Source organism: Streptomyces sp. NPDC107522 (assembly GCF_055657525.1).
Map to the genome: position 1 here is coordinate 916,176 of NZ_JBVKAU010000002.1, position 15,991 is coordinate 932,166.

The 15,991-nt window shown below is 71.2% G+C and carries 14 protein-coding genes; 11 read left to right on the forward strand and 3 right to left on the reverse strand.

Annotation, left to right across the window (positions count from 1 at the left end):
* Nucleotides 1-368: 368 nt before the first annotated feature.
* From ACZ7L6_RS09395 to ACZ7L6_RS09405, 3 genes are all read left to right on the forward strand, one after another.
* Nucleotides 369-854 (forward strand): cation:proton antiporter regulatory subunit, encoded by a 486-nt coding sequence (locus ACZ7L6_RS09395; protein WP_471921529.1) that lies wholly within the window; start codon nt 369-371, stop codon nt 852-854.
* 6 nt (nt 855-860) lie between these two features.
* Complete coding sequence (locus ACZ7L6_RS09400) at nt 861-2,132, forward strand: cation:proton antiporter (protein WP_471921532.1); 1,272 nt, start codon at nt 861-863, stop codon at nt 2,130-2,132.
* Between the two features lie 205 nt (nt 2,133-2,337).
* A complete protein-coding gene (locus ACZ7L6_RS09405; RefSeq protein ID WP_471921534.1) occupies nt 2,338-3,063 on the forward strand; it encodes an alpha/beta fold hydrolase in 726 nt (241 codons plus the stop codon).
* 15 nt (nt 3,064-3,078) lie between these two features.
* Here ACZ7L6_RS09405 and ACZ7L6_RS09410 read toward each other — a convergent pair whose 3' ends face one another.
* The 3 genes from ACZ7L6_RS09410 to ACZ7L6_RS09420 form a co-directional block, all read right to left on the reverse strand.
* Nucleotides 3,079-3,540 (reverse strand): hypothetical protein, encoded by a 462-nt coding sequence (locus tag ACZ7L6_RS09410; RefSeq protein WP_471921536.1) that lies wholly within the window; start codon nt 3,538-3,540, stop codon nt 3,079-3,081.
* A 139-nt stretch (nt 3,541-3,679) separates the two neighbouring features.
* On the reverse strand, nt 3,680-5,278 hold the full coding sequence (locus tag ACZ7L6_RS09415; RefSeq protein ID WP_471921813.1) for an alkaline phosphatase family protein: 1,599 nt from the start codon (nt 5,276-5,278) through the stop codon (nt 3,680-3,682).
* A 353-nt stretch (nt 5,279-5,631) separates the two neighbouring features.
* Nucleotides 5,632-7,260, reverse strand: a complete 1,629-nt coding sequence (locus ACZ7L6_RS09420) for an acyl-CoA synthetase (RefSeq protein ID WP_471921538.1) — start codon at nt 7,258-7,260, stop codon at nt 5,632-5,634.
* 178 nt (nt 7,261-7,438) lie between these two features.
* On the opposite strand from ACZ7L6_RS09420, the gene ACZ7L6_RS09425 reads away from it, so the two are divergent.
* The 8 genes from ACZ7L6_RS09425 to ACZ7L6_RS09460 all read left to right on the forward strand — a co-directional run bounded on the left by ACZ7L6_RS09425 (nt 7,439) and on the right by ACZ7L6_RS09460 (nt 15,980).
* Nucleotides 7,439-8,242, forward strand: a complete 804-nt coding sequence (locus ACZ7L6_RS09425) for a crotonase/enoyl-CoA hydratase family protein (RefSeq protein WP_471921540.1) — start codon at nt 7,439-7,441, stop codon at nt 8,240-8,242.
* Between the two features lie 13 nt (nt 8,243-8,255).
* Nucleotides 8,256-9,227: a Zn-ribbon domain-containing OB-fold protein gene (locus ACZ7L6_RS09430; RefSeq protein ID WP_471921542.1), complete on the forward strand. Its 972-nt coding sequence runs from the start codon at nt 8,256-8,258 to the stop codon at nt 9,225-9,227.
* Nucleotides 9,224-10,273 (forward strand): thiolase domain-containing protein, encoded by a 1,050-nt coding sequence (locus ACZ7L6_RS09435; protein ID WP_471921544.1) that lies wholly within the window; start codon nt 9,224-9,226, stop codon nt 10,271-10,273. Before ACZ7L6_RS09430 ends, ACZ7L6_RS09435 begins: the two co-directional genes overlap by 4 nt.
* Nucleotides 10,270-11,436 (forward strand): thiolase domain-containing protein, encoded by a 1,167-nt coding sequence (locus ACZ7L6_RS09440; RefSeq protein WP_471921546.1) that lies wholly within the window; start codon nt 10,270-10,272, stop codon nt 11,434-11,436. Before ACZ7L6_RS09435 ends, ACZ7L6_RS09440 begins: the two co-directional genes overlap by 4 nt.
* Before the next feature lie 120 nt (nt 11,437-11,556).
* Nucleotides 11,557-11,799 carry a DUF397 domain-containing protein gene (locus ACZ7L6_RS09445; RefSeq protein ID WP_471921548.1) on the forward strand — a complete coding sequence of 81 codons (243 nt, stop codon included), beginning with the start codon at nt 11,557-11,559 and terminating at the stop codon, nt 11,797-11,799.
* Nucleotides 11,800-11,979: 180 nt separating this feature from the next.
* On the forward strand, nt 11,980-12,885 hold the full coding sequence (locus tag ACZ7L6_RS09450; protein WP_471921550.1) for a universal stress protein: 906 nt from the start codon (nt 11,980-11,982) through the stop codon (nt 12,883-12,885).
* A gap of 116 nt (nt 12,886-13,001) precedes the next feature.
* Nucleotides 13,002-13,499 (forward strand): hypothetical protein, encoded by a 498-nt coding sequence (locus ACZ7L6_RS09455; RefSeq protein ID WP_250084667.1) that lies wholly within the window; start codon nt 13,002-13,004, stop codon nt 13,497-13,499.
* A 243-nt stretch (nt 13,500-13,742) separates the two neighbouring features.
* The gene (locus ACZ7L6_RS09460; RefSeq protein WP_471921815.1) at nt 13,743-15,980 is read left to right on the forward strand and encodes a glycoside hydrolase family 95 protein; all 2,238 of its coding nucleotides are present in this window, start codon (nt 13,743-13,745) and stop codon (nt 15,978-15,980) included.
* The last annotated feature ends 11 nt before the right edge of the window (nt 15,981-15,991 follow it).

Sequence of the window (15,991 nt, forward strand, 5' to 3'; positions counted from 1 at the left end):
TATGGGTGTTCGGGATCAGTAATCCAGGCGGTGAATGATCAGGCAAGAGGGCGGGCCGCACTTTCTGGCAAGGACGTTCGGGAGATGGTGCGCGCCCACATGGGGCCGGCCCCCATCCGCCCCTCCTCGTCCTCGCGGGCGAACTCGACGTCGCCCCGGCCCCGAGCTCGACCGCACCGCCGACGTCTGCGCGCACGCCGAGGTCGCCGTGCAGCCCGGCGCCGGGCACCATCAGTGGCTGGACGACGCGGAGTGGTTCGTACGGCGTGTCGTGGCCTTTCTGAACGGGGGAGCACCCGTCGGTCCGGGCGTCGGCAATGGTTAGGGTTCGGTAAAGAACCGGACGCCTGAACGACCCAGGGGACCACGTGAGCGCTCCACGTCTGAGCAGTACGCCATTGCCCGGTATCGGGGTCCGCTACGACCTCACCACGCGCGAGCAGCGCCGCCTGTCGGTGGTCGCCCACCGGGACGGATCTCGCACGCTGAGCGCCTACCGCAAGGACGATCCGGACGCGTGCGCGCTGTCGGTGCGGCTCAGTGCGGGGGAGGCGGCCACGCTGATCGACGCGCTGATGCCGGCGCACCACAGCCCCAACCTGCTGTCCACCACCGAACTGGGCCTCGTCGCCGAGCGGATCGAACTGTCCGCCACCTCGCACTGGAACGGACGGCTGCTGGGCGAGACCCGCATGCGCACCGAGACCGGCGTGTCCATCGTGGCCGTGCTGCGGCGCGCCGAGGCCATCCCCTCGCCGACGCCCGACTTCCGGCTGGCCGGCGGCGACACCCTCATCGTGATCGGCACCCGCGAGGGTGTGGAGGCGGCTGCCGTGATACTCGGGCGGGAGTGAGCCGCGATGCACTCCTCCGCGGTCTTCCTCATCGAGTTCGGCGCGATCATCCTCGGTCTCGGCCTGCTGGGCCGGCTCGCCGGGCGCCTGAAGTTCTCGCCGATACCCCTGTACCTGCTGGCCGGGCTCGCCTTCGGCGAGGGAGGGCTGCTTCCCCTCGGCACCAGCGAGGAGTTCGTCGCCATCGGCGCCGAGATCGGCGTGATCCTGCTGTTGCTGATGCTCGGCCTCGAGTACACGGCCACCGACCTCGTCTCCAACCTCAAGTCCCAGTACCCGGCGGGACTCGTCGACGCCGTGCTGAACGCGCTGCCCGGTGCCGGCCTGGCCCTGCTGCTCGGCTGGGGCCCGGTCGCCGCGTTCGTCCTGGCGGGTGTCACCTGGATCTCGTCGTCCGGTGTCATCGCGAAGGTCCTCGGCGACCTCGGACGGCTCGGCAATCGCGAGACGCCGGTCGTGCTGAGCATCCTGGTCCTCGAAGACCTGTCGATGGCCGTCTACCTCCCGATCGTCACCGCCCTGCTCGCCGGTGCCGGTCTCGCCGCGGGCAGCGTCACCCTCGCCATCGCGCTCGGCGTCGCCGGACTCGTCCTCCTGCTCGCGGTGCGCTACGGCCGTCACATCTCGCGCTTCGTCTCCAGCGACGACCCCGAGAAACTGCTGCTCGTCGTGCTCGGTCTCACCCTGGTCGTGGCCGGGCTCGCCCAGCAGCTCCAGGTCTCCGCCGCCGTCGGCGCGTTCCTCGTCGGCATCGCCCTGTCCGGCGAGGTGGCCGAGGGCGCGCACAATCTGCTGGCGCCGCTGCGGGACCTGTTCGCCGCGGTGTTCTTCGTCTTCTTCGGGCTGCACACCGACCCCGCGAGCATCCCGCCCGTGCTGCTGCCCGCGCTCGCCCTGGCCGCCGTCACCGCACTCACGAAGATCGCCACCGGCTACTGGGCGGCGAAACGCGCCGGCATCTCGGCCAAGGGCCGCTGGCGTGCGGGCGGGACGCTGGTCGCCCGCGGCGAGTTCTCCATCGTCATCGCCGGACTTGCCGTCACCGCCGGCATCGAGCCGTCGCTGGGCCCGCTGGCCACCGCCTACGTCCTGATCCTGGTGATCCTGGGTCCGCTCACCGCCCGTTACACGGAGCCGCTGGCGACCCGTCTGACGGAGCGCCTGGGCCGGCGCGCGTCGACGCGTCCGGCAGCCGCTGGGGGCGGGCCCGAACTCGACCCGACGGCGCAGGCTCCGCACGACGCGGTGGACGGCCGGGACGTGCTGGGCCGGTCATGAGCCGGTGAGCCGGTGAGCCGACGGCCCCCGGCCGCGGCCCGGTCAGCCCCGGGGCCGCGGCCCGGACCGGGCACTCGAGAGCGGCCGCCGGAGCAGGTGCAGGCCCTTCACTGCGGCGATAGCGCTGTGCGCCTGCGGCTGACGCGCTCGGCCAGGCTCTCCAACGGCTCCGGATGGCCCAACTCCGCTCGGGTACCGTACCGTTGTGGACACAACCTCCCGCACTGTCAAGGCAAACGGCATCACCCTGGCCTACCGCGCCTGGGGCCCCGAGGATGCGCCGCCCGTCCTCCTGCTGCACTGCCGCGGCGCCGACGGCGCGGACTGGGCGCGGATCGCGCAAGGGCTGGCCGCCGAGCCGCGGCCACGTCGGGTGTACGCGCCTGATCTGCGGGGTCACGGGCGCAGCGACTGGCCGGGCACGGATCCGGTCGCGGGCCCGGAGGCGTACCGGTACGAGGTGATGCGCGACGACATACGCGCCTTCCTCCTCGCCCTCGGCCTGGACCGGGTCGACGTCGTCGGCCACTCGCTCGGCGGCGCGGTCGCCTACCTCCTCGCTCAGCAGTCACCCGAGGTCGTACGGCGGCTCGTCCTGGAGGACGTACCGGCACCGTTCCCGCTCGATCCGCCACGCCCGCCCGCTGAACGGCCGGACGGGGAGCTGCCGTTCGACTGGGCCATGGTGCGGGCGACCGACGAACAGCGCAACGCCCCCGATCCTGTGTGGTGGGACCACATGGGTCGGATCACCATGCCGACCCTGCTGATCGGGGGCGGCCCCACCAGCCTCATTCCGCAGGCGCAGATCGCCGTGCTCGCCGACATGATCCCCGACACCCGACTGGTGACCCTCGACACGGGACACCTGGTCCACGAGACCCGGCCCGAGGAGTTCCTGGTGGCCGTAGAGGCGTTTCTGGGGGAGTGACGGCGGCGAGCCGACTCAGCGGCCGGCCCGGCGCCGGTACATGACGTAACCGAGGGTCAGAGCCAGGGCGCCGCCGGCGAGGCCGGCTCCCAGCGCCACCTCGAAGTCCGCCGGCCCTCTCCCGCCGCCCAGGCCGCCCCTGACGCCCTGCGTGGGCATCACCGAGCGGGTGGGGAGGGGCGTCAGCGTGGGGATCGGCGTCAGGGTGGGGATGGGCGTCAGCGTGGGCATCGTTGGCTTGACGTCAACGTCCCGGCGCGGCAGCGTCTCACAGGCGATGCCGTCGTCCACCCCATGGTCCTCGTCCAGACGGTGCGGGTCCCGGGTGTCGCGGTTGAACTCCGCCTGTGCGTCTTCCCGGAAGGTGAAGTCACTGCAGTCCAGGTCGCCCCGGGCGTGCGCAACGGGGGCCGCCGGTCCGGCGGTGACGAGAACGGTGATCGCAGTCGTGCATATCGCGCGGATGCGTATCTTCACGGGGGTTCCCTTTCGGTCCTGCGGTCTCGACGACCGTCATTGCGACCGTAGGGACGCCACCCGCGCACCGTCGCGTCCTGCTACGCCGTACGAACCCTTTCGCACCTCGAGTGTCCTCGAACGGCCCAACCCCGGTTGCTCAGCCCGTCCGGGAGCCGTACGCCGTCATGAAGCGGTCCCGGAACCTGTCCATGCCCCAGGTCGGTGCGTTCTCGGCGGGCTTGAGGCCGTCCGTCCAGCCCCAGTCGGCGATCCGCTCCAGAACCTTCTTGTCGCGGGCGACGATCGTGACCGGCACGTCCCGGTTCGTGCTGCCCGCGGTGACCGTCGGGACGGGCTGGTGGTCGCCGAGGAAGACGAGGACGGTGTCGTCGTCGCCGTACCGCTGGACCCACTGGGTCAGGCTGTCCAGGGAGTACTGGATGGCCTTGCGGTACTCGGTCCGCACGCGCTTCGAGCTCTTCCAGACCTCGGTGGGGTTCGTGCCCTCCTTCTTGATCTTGTGGAAGACCGAGCCGTCCCCGAGGTCGTTCCAGTCGACCATGTGGGCGATGGGGGACCAGGGGTTGTGGCTGGAGGCCAGGATGATCTCCGCCATGATCGGGTCGCGGTTCTTCTTGCCGTGCTCCAGCTTCTGGAAGGCCTCCAGGCTGAACTGGTCCGGCACCGGCGTCCAGCTGAAGTACGGGCCCCGGTAGCCGAGGTGGGTGGAGTCGTAGATGTGGTCGAGGCCGAAGTACTTGCCCTCGGGCCAGGACTTCCGGACGCCCGGGACGATGCCGACGGTCCGCCAGGCGCCGCTCTTCTGGAAGTAGCTGGTGAGGGTCGCGCGGTCACTGGTGGTCAGTGTGCGGTACCGCTGCTGGTTCTTGACCCACAGCCCGGACAGGAACGTCGAGTGGGCGAGCCAGCTGCCGGCGCCGGTCACGGGCGACCTGAGCCAGCCGCTGCGCGCCTCGAAACCGGCCGACTCGAGCCTGGCGTCGCCCTCCTTGAGCGTCGCGTCGACCTCCGGTGCCATCGCCGGATCGTCGATGGCCACCCGGCCGTAGCTCTCGATGAAGGTGAACATGACGTCCTTGCCACGCAGTCCGGTCAGCAGCTGGTCGGGCGGCGTGTCGGCGAAGGCGTCGACCGGGAGCTGCTTCTTGAAGTCCTCGGCGTCCCCGAGGCCGTCGCGGACGTACTGCACACGGTTGGCGAGGTACTGGGCGTAGCTCTTGGTGGCGACCGTGGTGCCGCCGAACTGCAGCCCCAGGGTGAAGCAGATGGTCCATACGACGCCGAGGACCAGCGTGGTGCGTACGGCCACGGGACGGTGCCGGGCCAGTACGTCCGCCAGCCGCCTCACCGCGAGCGCGCTCACCACGAGCACGGCGACGACCAGGACGATCACCCCGGCCACCGCGAGCAGCTCTCCCGAGCGGCCGAGCGAGTCCTTCAGGAAGTCCGCCGCGTCGTTCAGCAGAACCCAGTCGAAGACCAGGTCGAACGGTCGCGCCAGGGTCTGGCGGAAGCCCATGTCGAGGCACTTGAGAACGATGGACATCCCGAGGAACGCCCCCAGGACGACGGCCGTGACCCGCCGTGCCTTCGACGGCAGCGCGAGCAGGACGGCCGCCAGGAAGATCGCCTCCACGGGGAGACGGAGGAACTGCTGGACAGTGATCCAGTCGAGGCGGTTCGGCACGAGGAGCGCGGCGAGCACCAGCGCACCGGCCAGGACATGCGTCCCCATCCGCACGGCATATGCGGCGCGCGGGTAACGACGGCGCCAGCCGAACCAGCCGGGCCTGTCCGCGCGGCGGGGCGCAGGCGCGCTGGTCTCGTCACGTGCCTCGGCGGCCTCGGGAAGCGGCTCGGCGGCCTCGGGCGCCTCGGACCCCTCGACCCCGTCGGCTGTCTCGACCGCCTCTGCCGTCTCCGCTTCTTCTGTCTCTCGTTCTGCCTGCTCTGTTGCTGCCTCCTGCGACACCCGGAGGTCCTCCCGTGCGGTCTTGCGATGGCATGGCAAACAGCGCCCGATGACCGAGCCTGCCACCACGAGTACGTCCGCACGTCACCTTAGGTTCAATCGGACCTGCCCGGAATTCATCCGTCCGCCGCCACCGCCACGTCCCGCGCCCACCGGTAGTCCGCCTTGCCGCTCGGCGAGCGCCGGATCGACTCCGTGATCACCAGCTGGCGTGGGATCTTGTACCCCGCGAGGTGGGAGCGGCAGTGCGTCTGGATGTCCGCCAGTGACGGCCGCACCGCGCCCGCGCGCAACTGCACGACGGCCGCCACGTGATGCCCCCACTTCGGGTCCGGCACCCCGGCCACGAGCACGTCGTACACGTCGGGATGGGACTTGAGCGCCTGCTCGACCTCCTCCGGGTACACCTTCTCGCCACCGGTGTTGATGCACTGCGAGCCGCGGCCCAGCACGGTGACGACGCCTTCCTCGTCGACCGTGGCCATGTCGCCGAGCAGCACCCACCGCTCGCCGTCCTTCTCGAAGAAGGTCTCGGCGGTTTTCGCCGGGTCGTTGTAGTAGCCCAGCGGCACGTGGCCGCACTGCGCGACCCGGCCCACCTCGCCCACCGCGACCGGCTCGTGCGTCGCCGGATCGACCACCTGCGTACGGGAGTTGACGCGGATGCGGAAGCCGCGCTCGGGTCCGGAGTCCTCGGTCGCGGTGCCGTTGAAGCCGGACTCCGAGGAGCCGAAGTTGTTCAGCAGCATCACGTTCGGGACCAGCTCCTGGAACTGCCGGCGCACAGTGTCGGACATGATCGCCCCGGACGAGGAGACGCTGAACATCGACGAGCAGTCCGTGCCCTTCATGGGCCCGTTCAGCGCGTCGACCAGCGGCCGCAGCATCGCGTCGCCCACCAGCGACACGCTGGTGACCTTCTCCTTCTCGATCGTCCGCAGGACCTCCTCCGGCACGAACTTGCGGTGAATCACGACGCGTTGGCCGAAGTTGAAGCCGATGAAGGCGGTCAGCGTGGACGTCCCGTGCATCAGCGGAGCGGTGGGGAAGAACGTGATCCCGTCTCCGCCCGCCGCCACGCGCTCGGCCAGCTCCTCCGGCTTCTTCACCGGCTCGCCGGTCGGCGCACCCCCGCCGAGCCCCGAGAAGAACAGGTCCTCCTGGCGCCACATCACACCTTTGGGCATGCCGGTGGTGCCACCGGTGTAGATGATGAACTGGTCGTCGCCCGACCGCACCGGGAACCCGCGCTCGGGCGACCCGGCGGCCTCGGCGTCCGCGAAGGCCACGGCGGGCACGACCGGCGCGTCGGCCGCACCCGGCGCCGCGGTGCCCACCCGCACGAGATGCCGTACCCCGTCCACCTGCGGCAGCGCCGCCGCCACCCGATCCGTGAACTCCGCCTCGAAGACCAGCGCCACCAGATCGGCGTCCCGGTACAGGTACACCAACTCCTCTTCGACGTAGCGGTAGTTGACGTTGACCGGAACGATCCGTGCCTTCAGGCAGCCCAGCACCGTCTGCAGGTACTCGACGCCGTTGTAGAGGTGGAGCCCGAGGTGCTCGCCGGGGCGTATCCCGCTGTCGATCAGATGGTGGCCGATCCGGTTGGCGGCCGCGTCCAGTTCCGCGTACGTCAGCCGGCGCTCCGCGCCCGTGCCCGGGTGGTCGACGTACACGAGCGCCTCGCGGTCGGGCACCGCGTCGACGACCGACTCGAACAGGTCGGCAAGGTTGTACTCCACCGCTCCTCCTGACCTCGACAGGGGCCTGGCTCTCCGACGGTTCGCCGGTCATCAGAGCAAAGGGCGGCACAACTGTGAAGCCTCCGCGCAAAAGAATCTGACTGTCTGTCAGAAAACCCTTGAAGTGCCTCCGCGCCTACTGCAACCTGTTCTCGTTCTGGCAGAGGGGAGACGGGTCATGGGTGGGACGGAACACCTCACCGTGCGGCGCGAGGGCGCCACGCTGGTGCTCACGCTCAACAGGCCGGAGGCGAAGAACGCGCTGTCGTTGCCGATGCTGGTCGGTCTCTACGACGGCTGGATCGAGGCCGACGCGGACGACTCGGTCCGCTCGATCGTGTTCACCGGAGCGGGGGGCAGCTTCTGCGCGGGCATGGACCTCAGGGCCCTCGCCGGGAACGGCGGCCTGGAGGGAGAGCACTATCGCGACCGGCTCAAGGCCGATCCCGACCTGCACTGGAAGGCGATGCTCCGCCATCACCGCCCGCGCAAGCCGGTGATCGCCGCCGTCGAGGGGTACTGCGTCGCGGGCGGCACCGAGATGCTGCAGGGCACGGACATCCGGGTCGCGGGCGAGTCGGCGACGTTCGGGCTCTTCGAAGTCAAGCGAGGCCTGTTTCCGATCGGCGGCTCCACGGTCCGTCTGCAACGGCAGATCCCCCGCACCCACGCCCTGGAGATGCTGCTGACCGGCCGCCCCTACAGCGCCCGGGAAGCCGCCGACATCGGCCTGATCGGCCACGTCGTCCCCGACGGCACGGCCCTGACCAAGGCCCTGGAGATCGCCGAACAGATCAACGCCTGCGGTCCGCTGGCCGTCGAGGCCGTCAAGGCGTCGGTGTACGACACGGCCGAGATGACCGAGACCGACGGCCTCGCCGCCGAACTCAAGCGCGGCTGGCCGATCTTCGACACCGCCGACGCCAAGGAGGGCGCCCGCGCCTTCACGGAGAAGCGACCGCCTGTCTACAAACGTTCCTGACGAGGGAGTCACCGTGCCCGAAGTCCTCAAGGCCCCGCTGACCGTCGAGTTCCCGTTCACCCGCTCCCTCAGTCCCGTCCAGAGCGCCTTCCTCACCGGCCTGCGCGAACGCGTCGTGCTCGGGGTGCGCACCAGCGACGGCCGAACGCTCGTCCCACCCGTCGAGTACGACCCCGTCACCGCGGAGGAGATCCGCGACCTCGTCGAGGTCGCCCCCACCGGCACGGTCACCACCTGGGCCTGGAACCACGCCCCCCGCCGCGACCAGCCCCTCGACACCCCCTTCGCCTGGGCGCTGGTGCGCCTCGACGGCGCCGACACCGCCCTCCTGCACGCCCTCGACGCCCCCGGCCCCGACGCCGTGCACACCGGCATGCGCGTCCGCGTGCGGTGGGCCGAGGAGCGCACCGGCGCCATCACCGACATCGCCTGCTTCGAGCCGTACGAGAGCGAGGCGACCGAAAGCGCGCCGTACGACGATGACCGGGCCGAACCCGCCGCCCACACCGGCGAGTTCGAGAACCCGGTCACCGGCATCGTCGCCCCCGCCCGACTCGACTACACCTACTCACCCGGCCGCGCCCAGTCCGCCTACATCAACGCCCTGGCCGTACACCGCAACGTCGGCGAGCGGTGCCCGTCCTGCCGCAAGGTGTACGTCCCGCCGAGGGGTGCGTGCCCCACATGTGGGGTGGCCACATCGGAACAGGTCGAGGTGGGTCCCCGCGGCACAGTCACGACGTTCTGCATCGTCAACATCAAGGCCAAGAACCTCGACATCGAAGTGCCGTACGTCTACGCCCACATCGCCCTCGACGGCGCCGACCTCGCCCTGCACGGCCGGATCGGCGGCATCCCCTACGACCAGGTGCGCATGGGCCTGCGCGTCGAACCGGTGTGGACGGAAGGCGCCCGCTTCCCCGACCACTACCGGCCCACGGGCGAACCGGACGCGGACTACGACACCTACAGGGAGCTGCTGTGAACCGCGAGATCGCCGTCGTCGCCTTCGCACAGACCGACCACCGGCGCACCAGCGAGGAGCTCTCCGAGGTCGAGATGCTCATGCCGGTCCTGCACGACGTGCTGAAGCAGACGGGCCTGAAGACCGCCGACATCGGCTTCACCTGCTCCGGCTCGAGCGACTACCTCGCCGGCCGCGCCTTCTCCTTCACCCTCGCCCTCGACGGCGTCGGCGCCTGGCCGCCGATCTCGGAGTCGCACGTCGAGATGGACGGCGCGTGGGCGCTGTACGAAGCCTGGACCAAGCTGCTGACCGGGGACGCCGACACCGCGCTCGTCTACTCCTACGGCAAGTCCTCACCCGGGCCCCTGCGCGACGTCCTGACCCGGCAGCTCGACCCCTACTACCTCGCCCCCCTGTGGCCCGACTCCGTCGCCCTGGCCGCCCTCCAGGCGCAGGCCCTCATCGACGCCGGCCACACGGACGAGCCCGCGCTCGCCGCGGTCGCGGCCCGCAGCCGCGCCGACGCCTTCGCCAACCCCCATGCCCAGCTGCGGGGTCCGGTGCCGCACGGCGAGTACGTCGTACGACCGCTCCGTACCGGCGACTGCCCGCCCATCGGCGACGGCGCCGCCGCCGTGATCCTCGCGGCGGGGGAGCGGGCCCGCGAGCTGTGCGCACGGCCCGCCTGGATCCGCGGCATCGACCACCGCATCGAGGCACACGGCCTCGGTGTCCGTGACCTGACCGACTCACCCTCCACCCGCCTCGCCGCCGAGAAGGCCGGTGCGTTCGAACGGCCCGTCGACACCGCCGAGTTGCACGCGCCTTTCACCTCGCAGGAGGTCGTCCTGCGCAAGGCGCTGAAGCTCGACGACGGCGTGCGCGTCAACCCGTCGGGCGGAGCGCTCGCCGCCAACCCCGTCATGGCCGCGGGACTCATCCGCGTCGGAGAGGCCGCGGCCCGTATCCAGCGGGGCGAGTCCGACCGGGCGCTCGCGCACGCCACGTCCGGCCCCTGTCTGCAACAGAACCTGGTCGCCGTACTCGAAGGGGATCCGCGATGAGCAAGGAGCCCGTGGCCGTCGTAGGCATCGGCCAGACCAAGCACGTCGCGGCGCGCCGGGACGTGTCGATCGCCGGGCTCGTCCGGGAGGCCGCCCGAAGGGCGCTCGACGACGCGGAGTTGACCTGGGCCGACATCGACGCCGTCGTCATCGGCAAGGCGCCCGACTTCTTCGAGGGCGTGATGATGCCGGAGCTGTACCTCGCCGACGCGCTCGGCGCGGTGGGCAAGCCCATGCTCCGGGTGCACACGGCCGGCTCCGTCGGCGGGTCCACCGCCCTCGTCGCCGCCAACCTGGTGGCGGCCCGCGTGCACGGCACCGTCCTGACGCTCGCCTTCGAGAAGCAGTCCGAGTCGAACGCCATGTGGGGACTGTCCCTGCCGATCCCCTTCCAGCAACCCTTGCTGGCCGGGGCGGGCGGGTTCTTCGCCCCGCACGTGCGCGCGTACATGCGACGCAGCGGCGCGCCCGACACGGTCGGCTCGCTGGTGGCGTACAAGGACCGGCGCAACGCACTGAAGAACCCGTACGCGCACCTCCACGAGCACGACATCACCCTGGAGAAGGTCCAGGCCTCGCCCATGCTGTGGGACCCGATCCGCTACTCGGAGACCTGCCCGTCCTCCGACGGCGCCTGCGCGATGGTGCTCACCGACCGCGCCGGGGCCGCACGGGCGCCCAGGCCGCCCGCCTGGATGCTGGGCGGCGCGATGCGCAGCGAGCCCACCCTCTTCGCGGGCAAGGACGCCGTGTCGCCGCAGGCGGGCAAGGACTGCGCGGCCGACGTGTACCGGCAGGCGGGGATCGCCGATCCGCGCCGGGACATCGACGCCGTCGAGATGTACGTGCCGTTCTCCTGGTACGAGCCGATGTGGCTGGAGAACCTCGGCTTCGCCGCCGAGGGCGAGGGCTGGAAGCTCACCGAGTCCGGGGTGACCGAACTCGACGGTGACCTGCCCGTCAACATGTCGGGCGGCGTCCTGTCCACCAACCCCATCGGGGCCTCCGGGATGATCCGGTTCGCCGAAGCGGCCCTTCAGGTGCGCGGACAGGCCGGGGAACGCCAGCTGGAGCGGGCCCGCAAGGTGCTGGGGCACGCCTACGGCGGCGGGTCCCAGTTCTTCTCGATGTGGCTCGTGGGCTCCGCGCCCCCGGACGCCTGAGACGGCTCGCCGGACGGCGGTGGAGAGGCCTCCGCAAAGGTCCCCCTCACGTGGCCTGTCGACACCCGGACCCGATCGCTAGGCTGGCCCGCGGACGGACGAATCGGGAGGAGCACGGACGTGGCCGAGAGCACCATCCAGCAGCAGCCGTTCGCGGGCTGGGACAAGCCGGAGCTGGACCTCAGCAACGCCGAGTGGCACTCGGGCAGCCGCGGCCTGGGCGATGTCCAGATCGCCTTTGTCGAGGGATTCATCGCGATGCGCAACAGCGGCCGGCCGGAGAGCCCTTCCCTGATCTTCACCCCCGCCGAGTGGGGTGCCTTCGTGTCGGGCGCGAGGGAGGGCGAGTTCGACCTGACGTGAAGCGCGGGTCCGGGTGAGCCGGCGGGCGGTCGCTCCGCGCGCCGGCCGCCGTCGGGCCGATCCGGGCGCGTTCCGCCCGTTTTTCCGGACACGCGACCTTGAGAAGCCTCCTGGGGCCGATCCTTGAGCGAGGCTGGCCCCGGGAGGGGCGAAGGTCGTCTTCCGGAGGTGAGGAACCCCATGAGCACCCTGCCGGTCATCGCGGCGGTCGACGGATCGGACGACAGCCTGGTCGCGCTCGACTGGGCCGTCGAGGCCGCCCTGGCACGTGCGGCACCGCTGCGGGTGGTCCACGTACAGCAGTACCCCGCCTGGGCCAAGCCGGACGTCCTGCCCGCCGGACGGCCGGAACCGGAGGACGACCCCGTGCTCGACCAGGTACGCCGGTATCTGGCGGGGCGGAGCGAGCGACCGGTGATGGAATACGTCGCTCTGGAGGGCGCACCCGGCGCGGTGCTGCCCGAACTGGGTTCCACCGCCGACCTGTTGGTGCTCGGCTCCCGGGGCCGCGGTGGGTTCGCCAGTCTGCTGCTCGGCTCCAACGGCATGGCCGCCGCACGTGACGCCGAATGCCCGGTCGTCGTGGTGCCCAAGCCGGGGCGCGAGGTGCACGACGCCATGCCGATCGAGCCGGGGCCGCGGGTCGTCGTCGGCCTGCAGGTCGACGGTCCCGACGAGGCCACGCTCTCCTTCGCCTTCACCGAGGCGGCCCTGCGCGGCGCCCGCCTCCAGGCCGTCGCCGCCTACTCATGGCCGGCACACATCTGGACGGCGGCCCCCGGCGTGGTCCTGCCGCCGGCCGTCGACCAGGACGCCGTCGAGAACGAGACCCGCGCCCTCGCCGAGGGCTTCCTCGCCCCACACCGCGAACGCCACCCGGAAGTCCACGCCGAGCCGTACGTGGCTCCGGGCGACGCCGCCGGCCTCCTCGTCGCGGCCTCCCGGGACGCGCATCTGGTCGTCGTCGGCCGCCACCGACGCCGCCTCCTGGCCCCCGCCCGCATGATGGGCTCGGTGGCCCAGGCGGTCCTGTTGCACGCCGCGAGCCCCGTGGCGGTGGTGCCGCCCGCACCGCCGGAGGAGTGACGGCCGCAGGGCGTGTCATGCCGTCCCGAACCAGGGGCGTACGACGGCACGGCGAAACCGCGCGTGAACCTCCGCCCGCACGTCACGGACCTGGTCCGGCCACGTACCATGGCGACATGTCGTTCCTCCGCCGCCGCAGCGCCACGCCCGCCGGGCCCGACTTCGACGTACTGGCCATGGACCCGGGTGACTGGCCCGGCAATCTGGGTGCCGGGCTGCTGCCCGCCCCCGACGGCAGCTGCCAGGGCGTCTTCCTGCGCTACGACCTCTTCGGCGGCCGCGGCCCGGCGATGATCATCGGCAACCTCCCGGAGGGCTCGCCGGCCCGCGAGGTCGCCGAGGGCGAGATCCCCTTCGAGGTGGCGCAACTGCTGCTGGCCCTGGAGAACGACGAGGAGGTCACCGTCGTCGGCAGCGAGGACGTGCCCGTGATGCAGGGCGACAACCTGCTGATCGTGCGCCGTCTGAAGCTCTCCGAGAGCCGGATCTCCTGCGTTCAGTTCGACCGCAGCGACAACGTCCTGGTCACCATCGCCGCCTGGGACCGTCCGATCACCGACGACCTGTACGCCCTCCTGAAGCCGCTGCCCGCGGAGCTCTTCCAGCAGGGCTGAATCACACCGCACCGCCACGCCCCGCCAGTGATCCGCTGTGGGGTGCCTTGCTCGTGTTGTCATGACCCTTGCCGCTGAGTCATCGGACCTCTAGCGTCAGGGGTCATGTCTTATGAGTCGCGCGGGATCACTCGAAGGACCACCTTGAAGGCAACGGCTGCAGGGGCGGGAGGGTTGGCCCTGGGTGCCGGAGCTGCGGAGGCGGCCGTCGCCGATTCATCCGATGTATCGAGCGAGTCGTCCGTGCTCTGGTACGCCTCCCCGGCCGCAGACTGGGAACGCGAGGCCCTGCCCATCGGCAATGGCGCCCTCGGTGCCATGGTGTTCGGCACCCTCGCCTCCGAGCGGCTGCAGTTCAACGAGAAGACCCTCTGGACCGGCGGCCCCGGCTCCGCCCAGGGCTATGACCACGGCAACTGGCGCGCACCCCGCCCCGGCGCGATCGCCGCCGTCCAGGACGACCTCGACACGCGGACCACCCTCGACCCCGAGTCCGTGGCCGACCGGCTCGGCCAGCCACGGATCGGCTACGGCGCCCATCAGACCTTCGGTGACCTCCACCTCGACCTGCCCGGCGCGCCGACGGCGACGCCGGAGGACTACCGCCGCGAGCTCGACCTCGACCGCGCCGTCGCCTCGGTCACCTACACCCACCAAGGCGTCCGCCACCAAAGGGACTTCTTCGCCTCCCACCCCGACAGTGTGATCGTGGGCCGCCTCGCCGCCGACCGGCCCGGCGGCGTCACCTTCACCCTGCGCTATACCTCGCCCCGCGCCGACTTCACCGCAACCGCGGCCGACGCAACCCTGACCGTGCGGGGCGCGCTCGCCGACAACGGACTGCGCTTCGAAGCGCAGGTCCGGGTGCGCAGCCGGGGCGGCACGGTCACCTCCGACGCCGATGGCACGGTCACCGTGACGGGGGCCGACAGCGCCTGGTTCGTCCTGGCCGCGGGCACCGACTACGCCGACACCTACCCCGACTACCGCGGCCCGGACCCGCACACCGCCGTCGCCCGTGCCGTGCAGCAGGCGGTCGAAGGCGGCTACGAGGCCCTGCTGGCCCGGCACCTCAGCGACCACCGCGCCCTGTTCGGCCGGGTCGCCCTCGACATCGGCCAGTCACTCCCGGCAGACGTGCCCACCGACGCGCTCCTCGCCGGGTACACCGGCGGCACGAGCGCCGCGGGCCGCGCCCTCGAAGCCCTCTACTTCCAGTACGGCCGCTACCTGCTCATCGCCTCCTCACGCCCCGGCTCCCTGCCCGCCAACCTCCAGGGCGTCTGGAACAACAGCACCACGCCCCCCTGGTCCGCGGACTACCACACCAACATCAACATCCAGATGAACTACTGGCCCGCCGAGGCCGCGAACCTCGCTGAGACGACGGCGCCGTACGACCGTTTCGTCGAGGCCCTGCGCGCGCCCGGACGCCGTACGGCACGGGAGATGTTCGGCTCGCGCGGCTGGGTCGTGCACAACGAGACCAACCCGTACGGTTTCACCGGCGTGCACGACTGGGCGACCGCGTTCTGGTTCCCCGAAGCGGCGGCCTGGCTCACCCAGCAGCTCTACGAGCACTACCGGTTCGGCGGCTCCACCGACTATCTGCGCACCACCGCATACCCGGTGATGAAGGAGGCCACCGAGTTCTGGCTCGACAACCTGCGCACCGACCCGCGCGACGGAACCCTCGTCGTCACCCCCAGCTACTCGCCCGAGCACGGCGACTTCACCGCCGGCGCCGCCATGTCGCAGCAGATCGTCCACGACCTGTTCACCAACACCCTCGAAGCCGCCCGGACCCTGGGCGACACGCCCGACTTCCGCCGCCGCGTCGAGGACGCGCTGAACCGGCTCGACCCCGGCCTGCACATCGGCTCCTGGGGTCAACTCCAGGAGTGGAAGCAGGACTTGGACGACCCGACCGACACTCACCGGCATGTCTCACACCTGTTCGCCCTCCATCCCGGGCGGCAGATCGAACCCGGCAGCACGTGGGCCGAGGCCGCCAAGGCCTCCCTGACCGCACGCGGCGACGGCGGCACCGGCTGGTCCAAGGCCTGGAAGATCAACTTCTGGGCCCGGCTGCGCGACGGCGACCACGCCCACAAGATGCTCGGCGAACAGCTGAAGTCCTCGACCCTGCCCAACCTCTGGGACACCCACCCGCCGTTCCAGATCGACGGCAACTTCGGCGCCACCTCCGGGATCGTGGAGATGCTCCTGCAGAGCCAGCACGACGCCATCGAGGTGCTGCCCGCCCTGCCCGCCGCCTGGCCGGCCGGCTCGGTGCGCGGCCTGCGCGCCCGCGGCGGCGCCACCCTCGACATCACGTGGACCGACGGCCGGGCGACCCGCATCGCCCTGAAGGCGTCCCGGACGCGTCAACTCACCGTACGCAGCGACCTGTTCCAGGACGGTGACCTGACCTTCAGGGCGGTCGCCGGGCGTCGGTACACCTGGGAGAGGGAGGGCTGACGCCGCCCGGT

What these genes read in the sequence shown, in the direction of transcription:
- ACZ7L6_RS09455 (WP_250084667.1), top strand. Translation starts at nt 13,002, where the DNA reads ATGTCGTTCCTCCGCCGCCGCAGCGCCACGCCCGCCGGGCCCGACTTC.
- ACZ7L6_RS09440 (WP_471921546.1), top strand. Translation starts at nt 10,270, where the DNA reads ATGAGCAAGGAGCCCGTGGCCGTCGTAGGCATCGGCCAGACCAAGCAC.
- ACZ7L6_RS09450 (WP_471921550.1), top strand. Translation starts at nt 11,980, where the DNA reads ATGAGCACCCTGCCGGTCATCGCGGCGGTCGACGGATCGGACGACAGC.
- ACZ7L6_RS09415 (WP_471921813.1), bottom strand. Translation starts at nt 5,278, where the DNA reads ATGGGGACGCATGTCCTGGCCGGTGCGCTGGTGCTCGCCGCGCTCCTC.
- ACZ7L6_RS09425 (WP_471921540.1), top strand. Translation starts at nt 7,439, where the DNA reads ATGGGTGGGACGGAACACCTCACCGTGCGGCGCGAGGGCGCCACGCTG.
- ACZ7L6_RS09400 (WP_471921532.1), top strand. Translation starts at nt 861, where the DNA reads ATGCACTCCTCCGCGGTCTTCCTCATCGAGTTCGGCGCGATCATCCTC.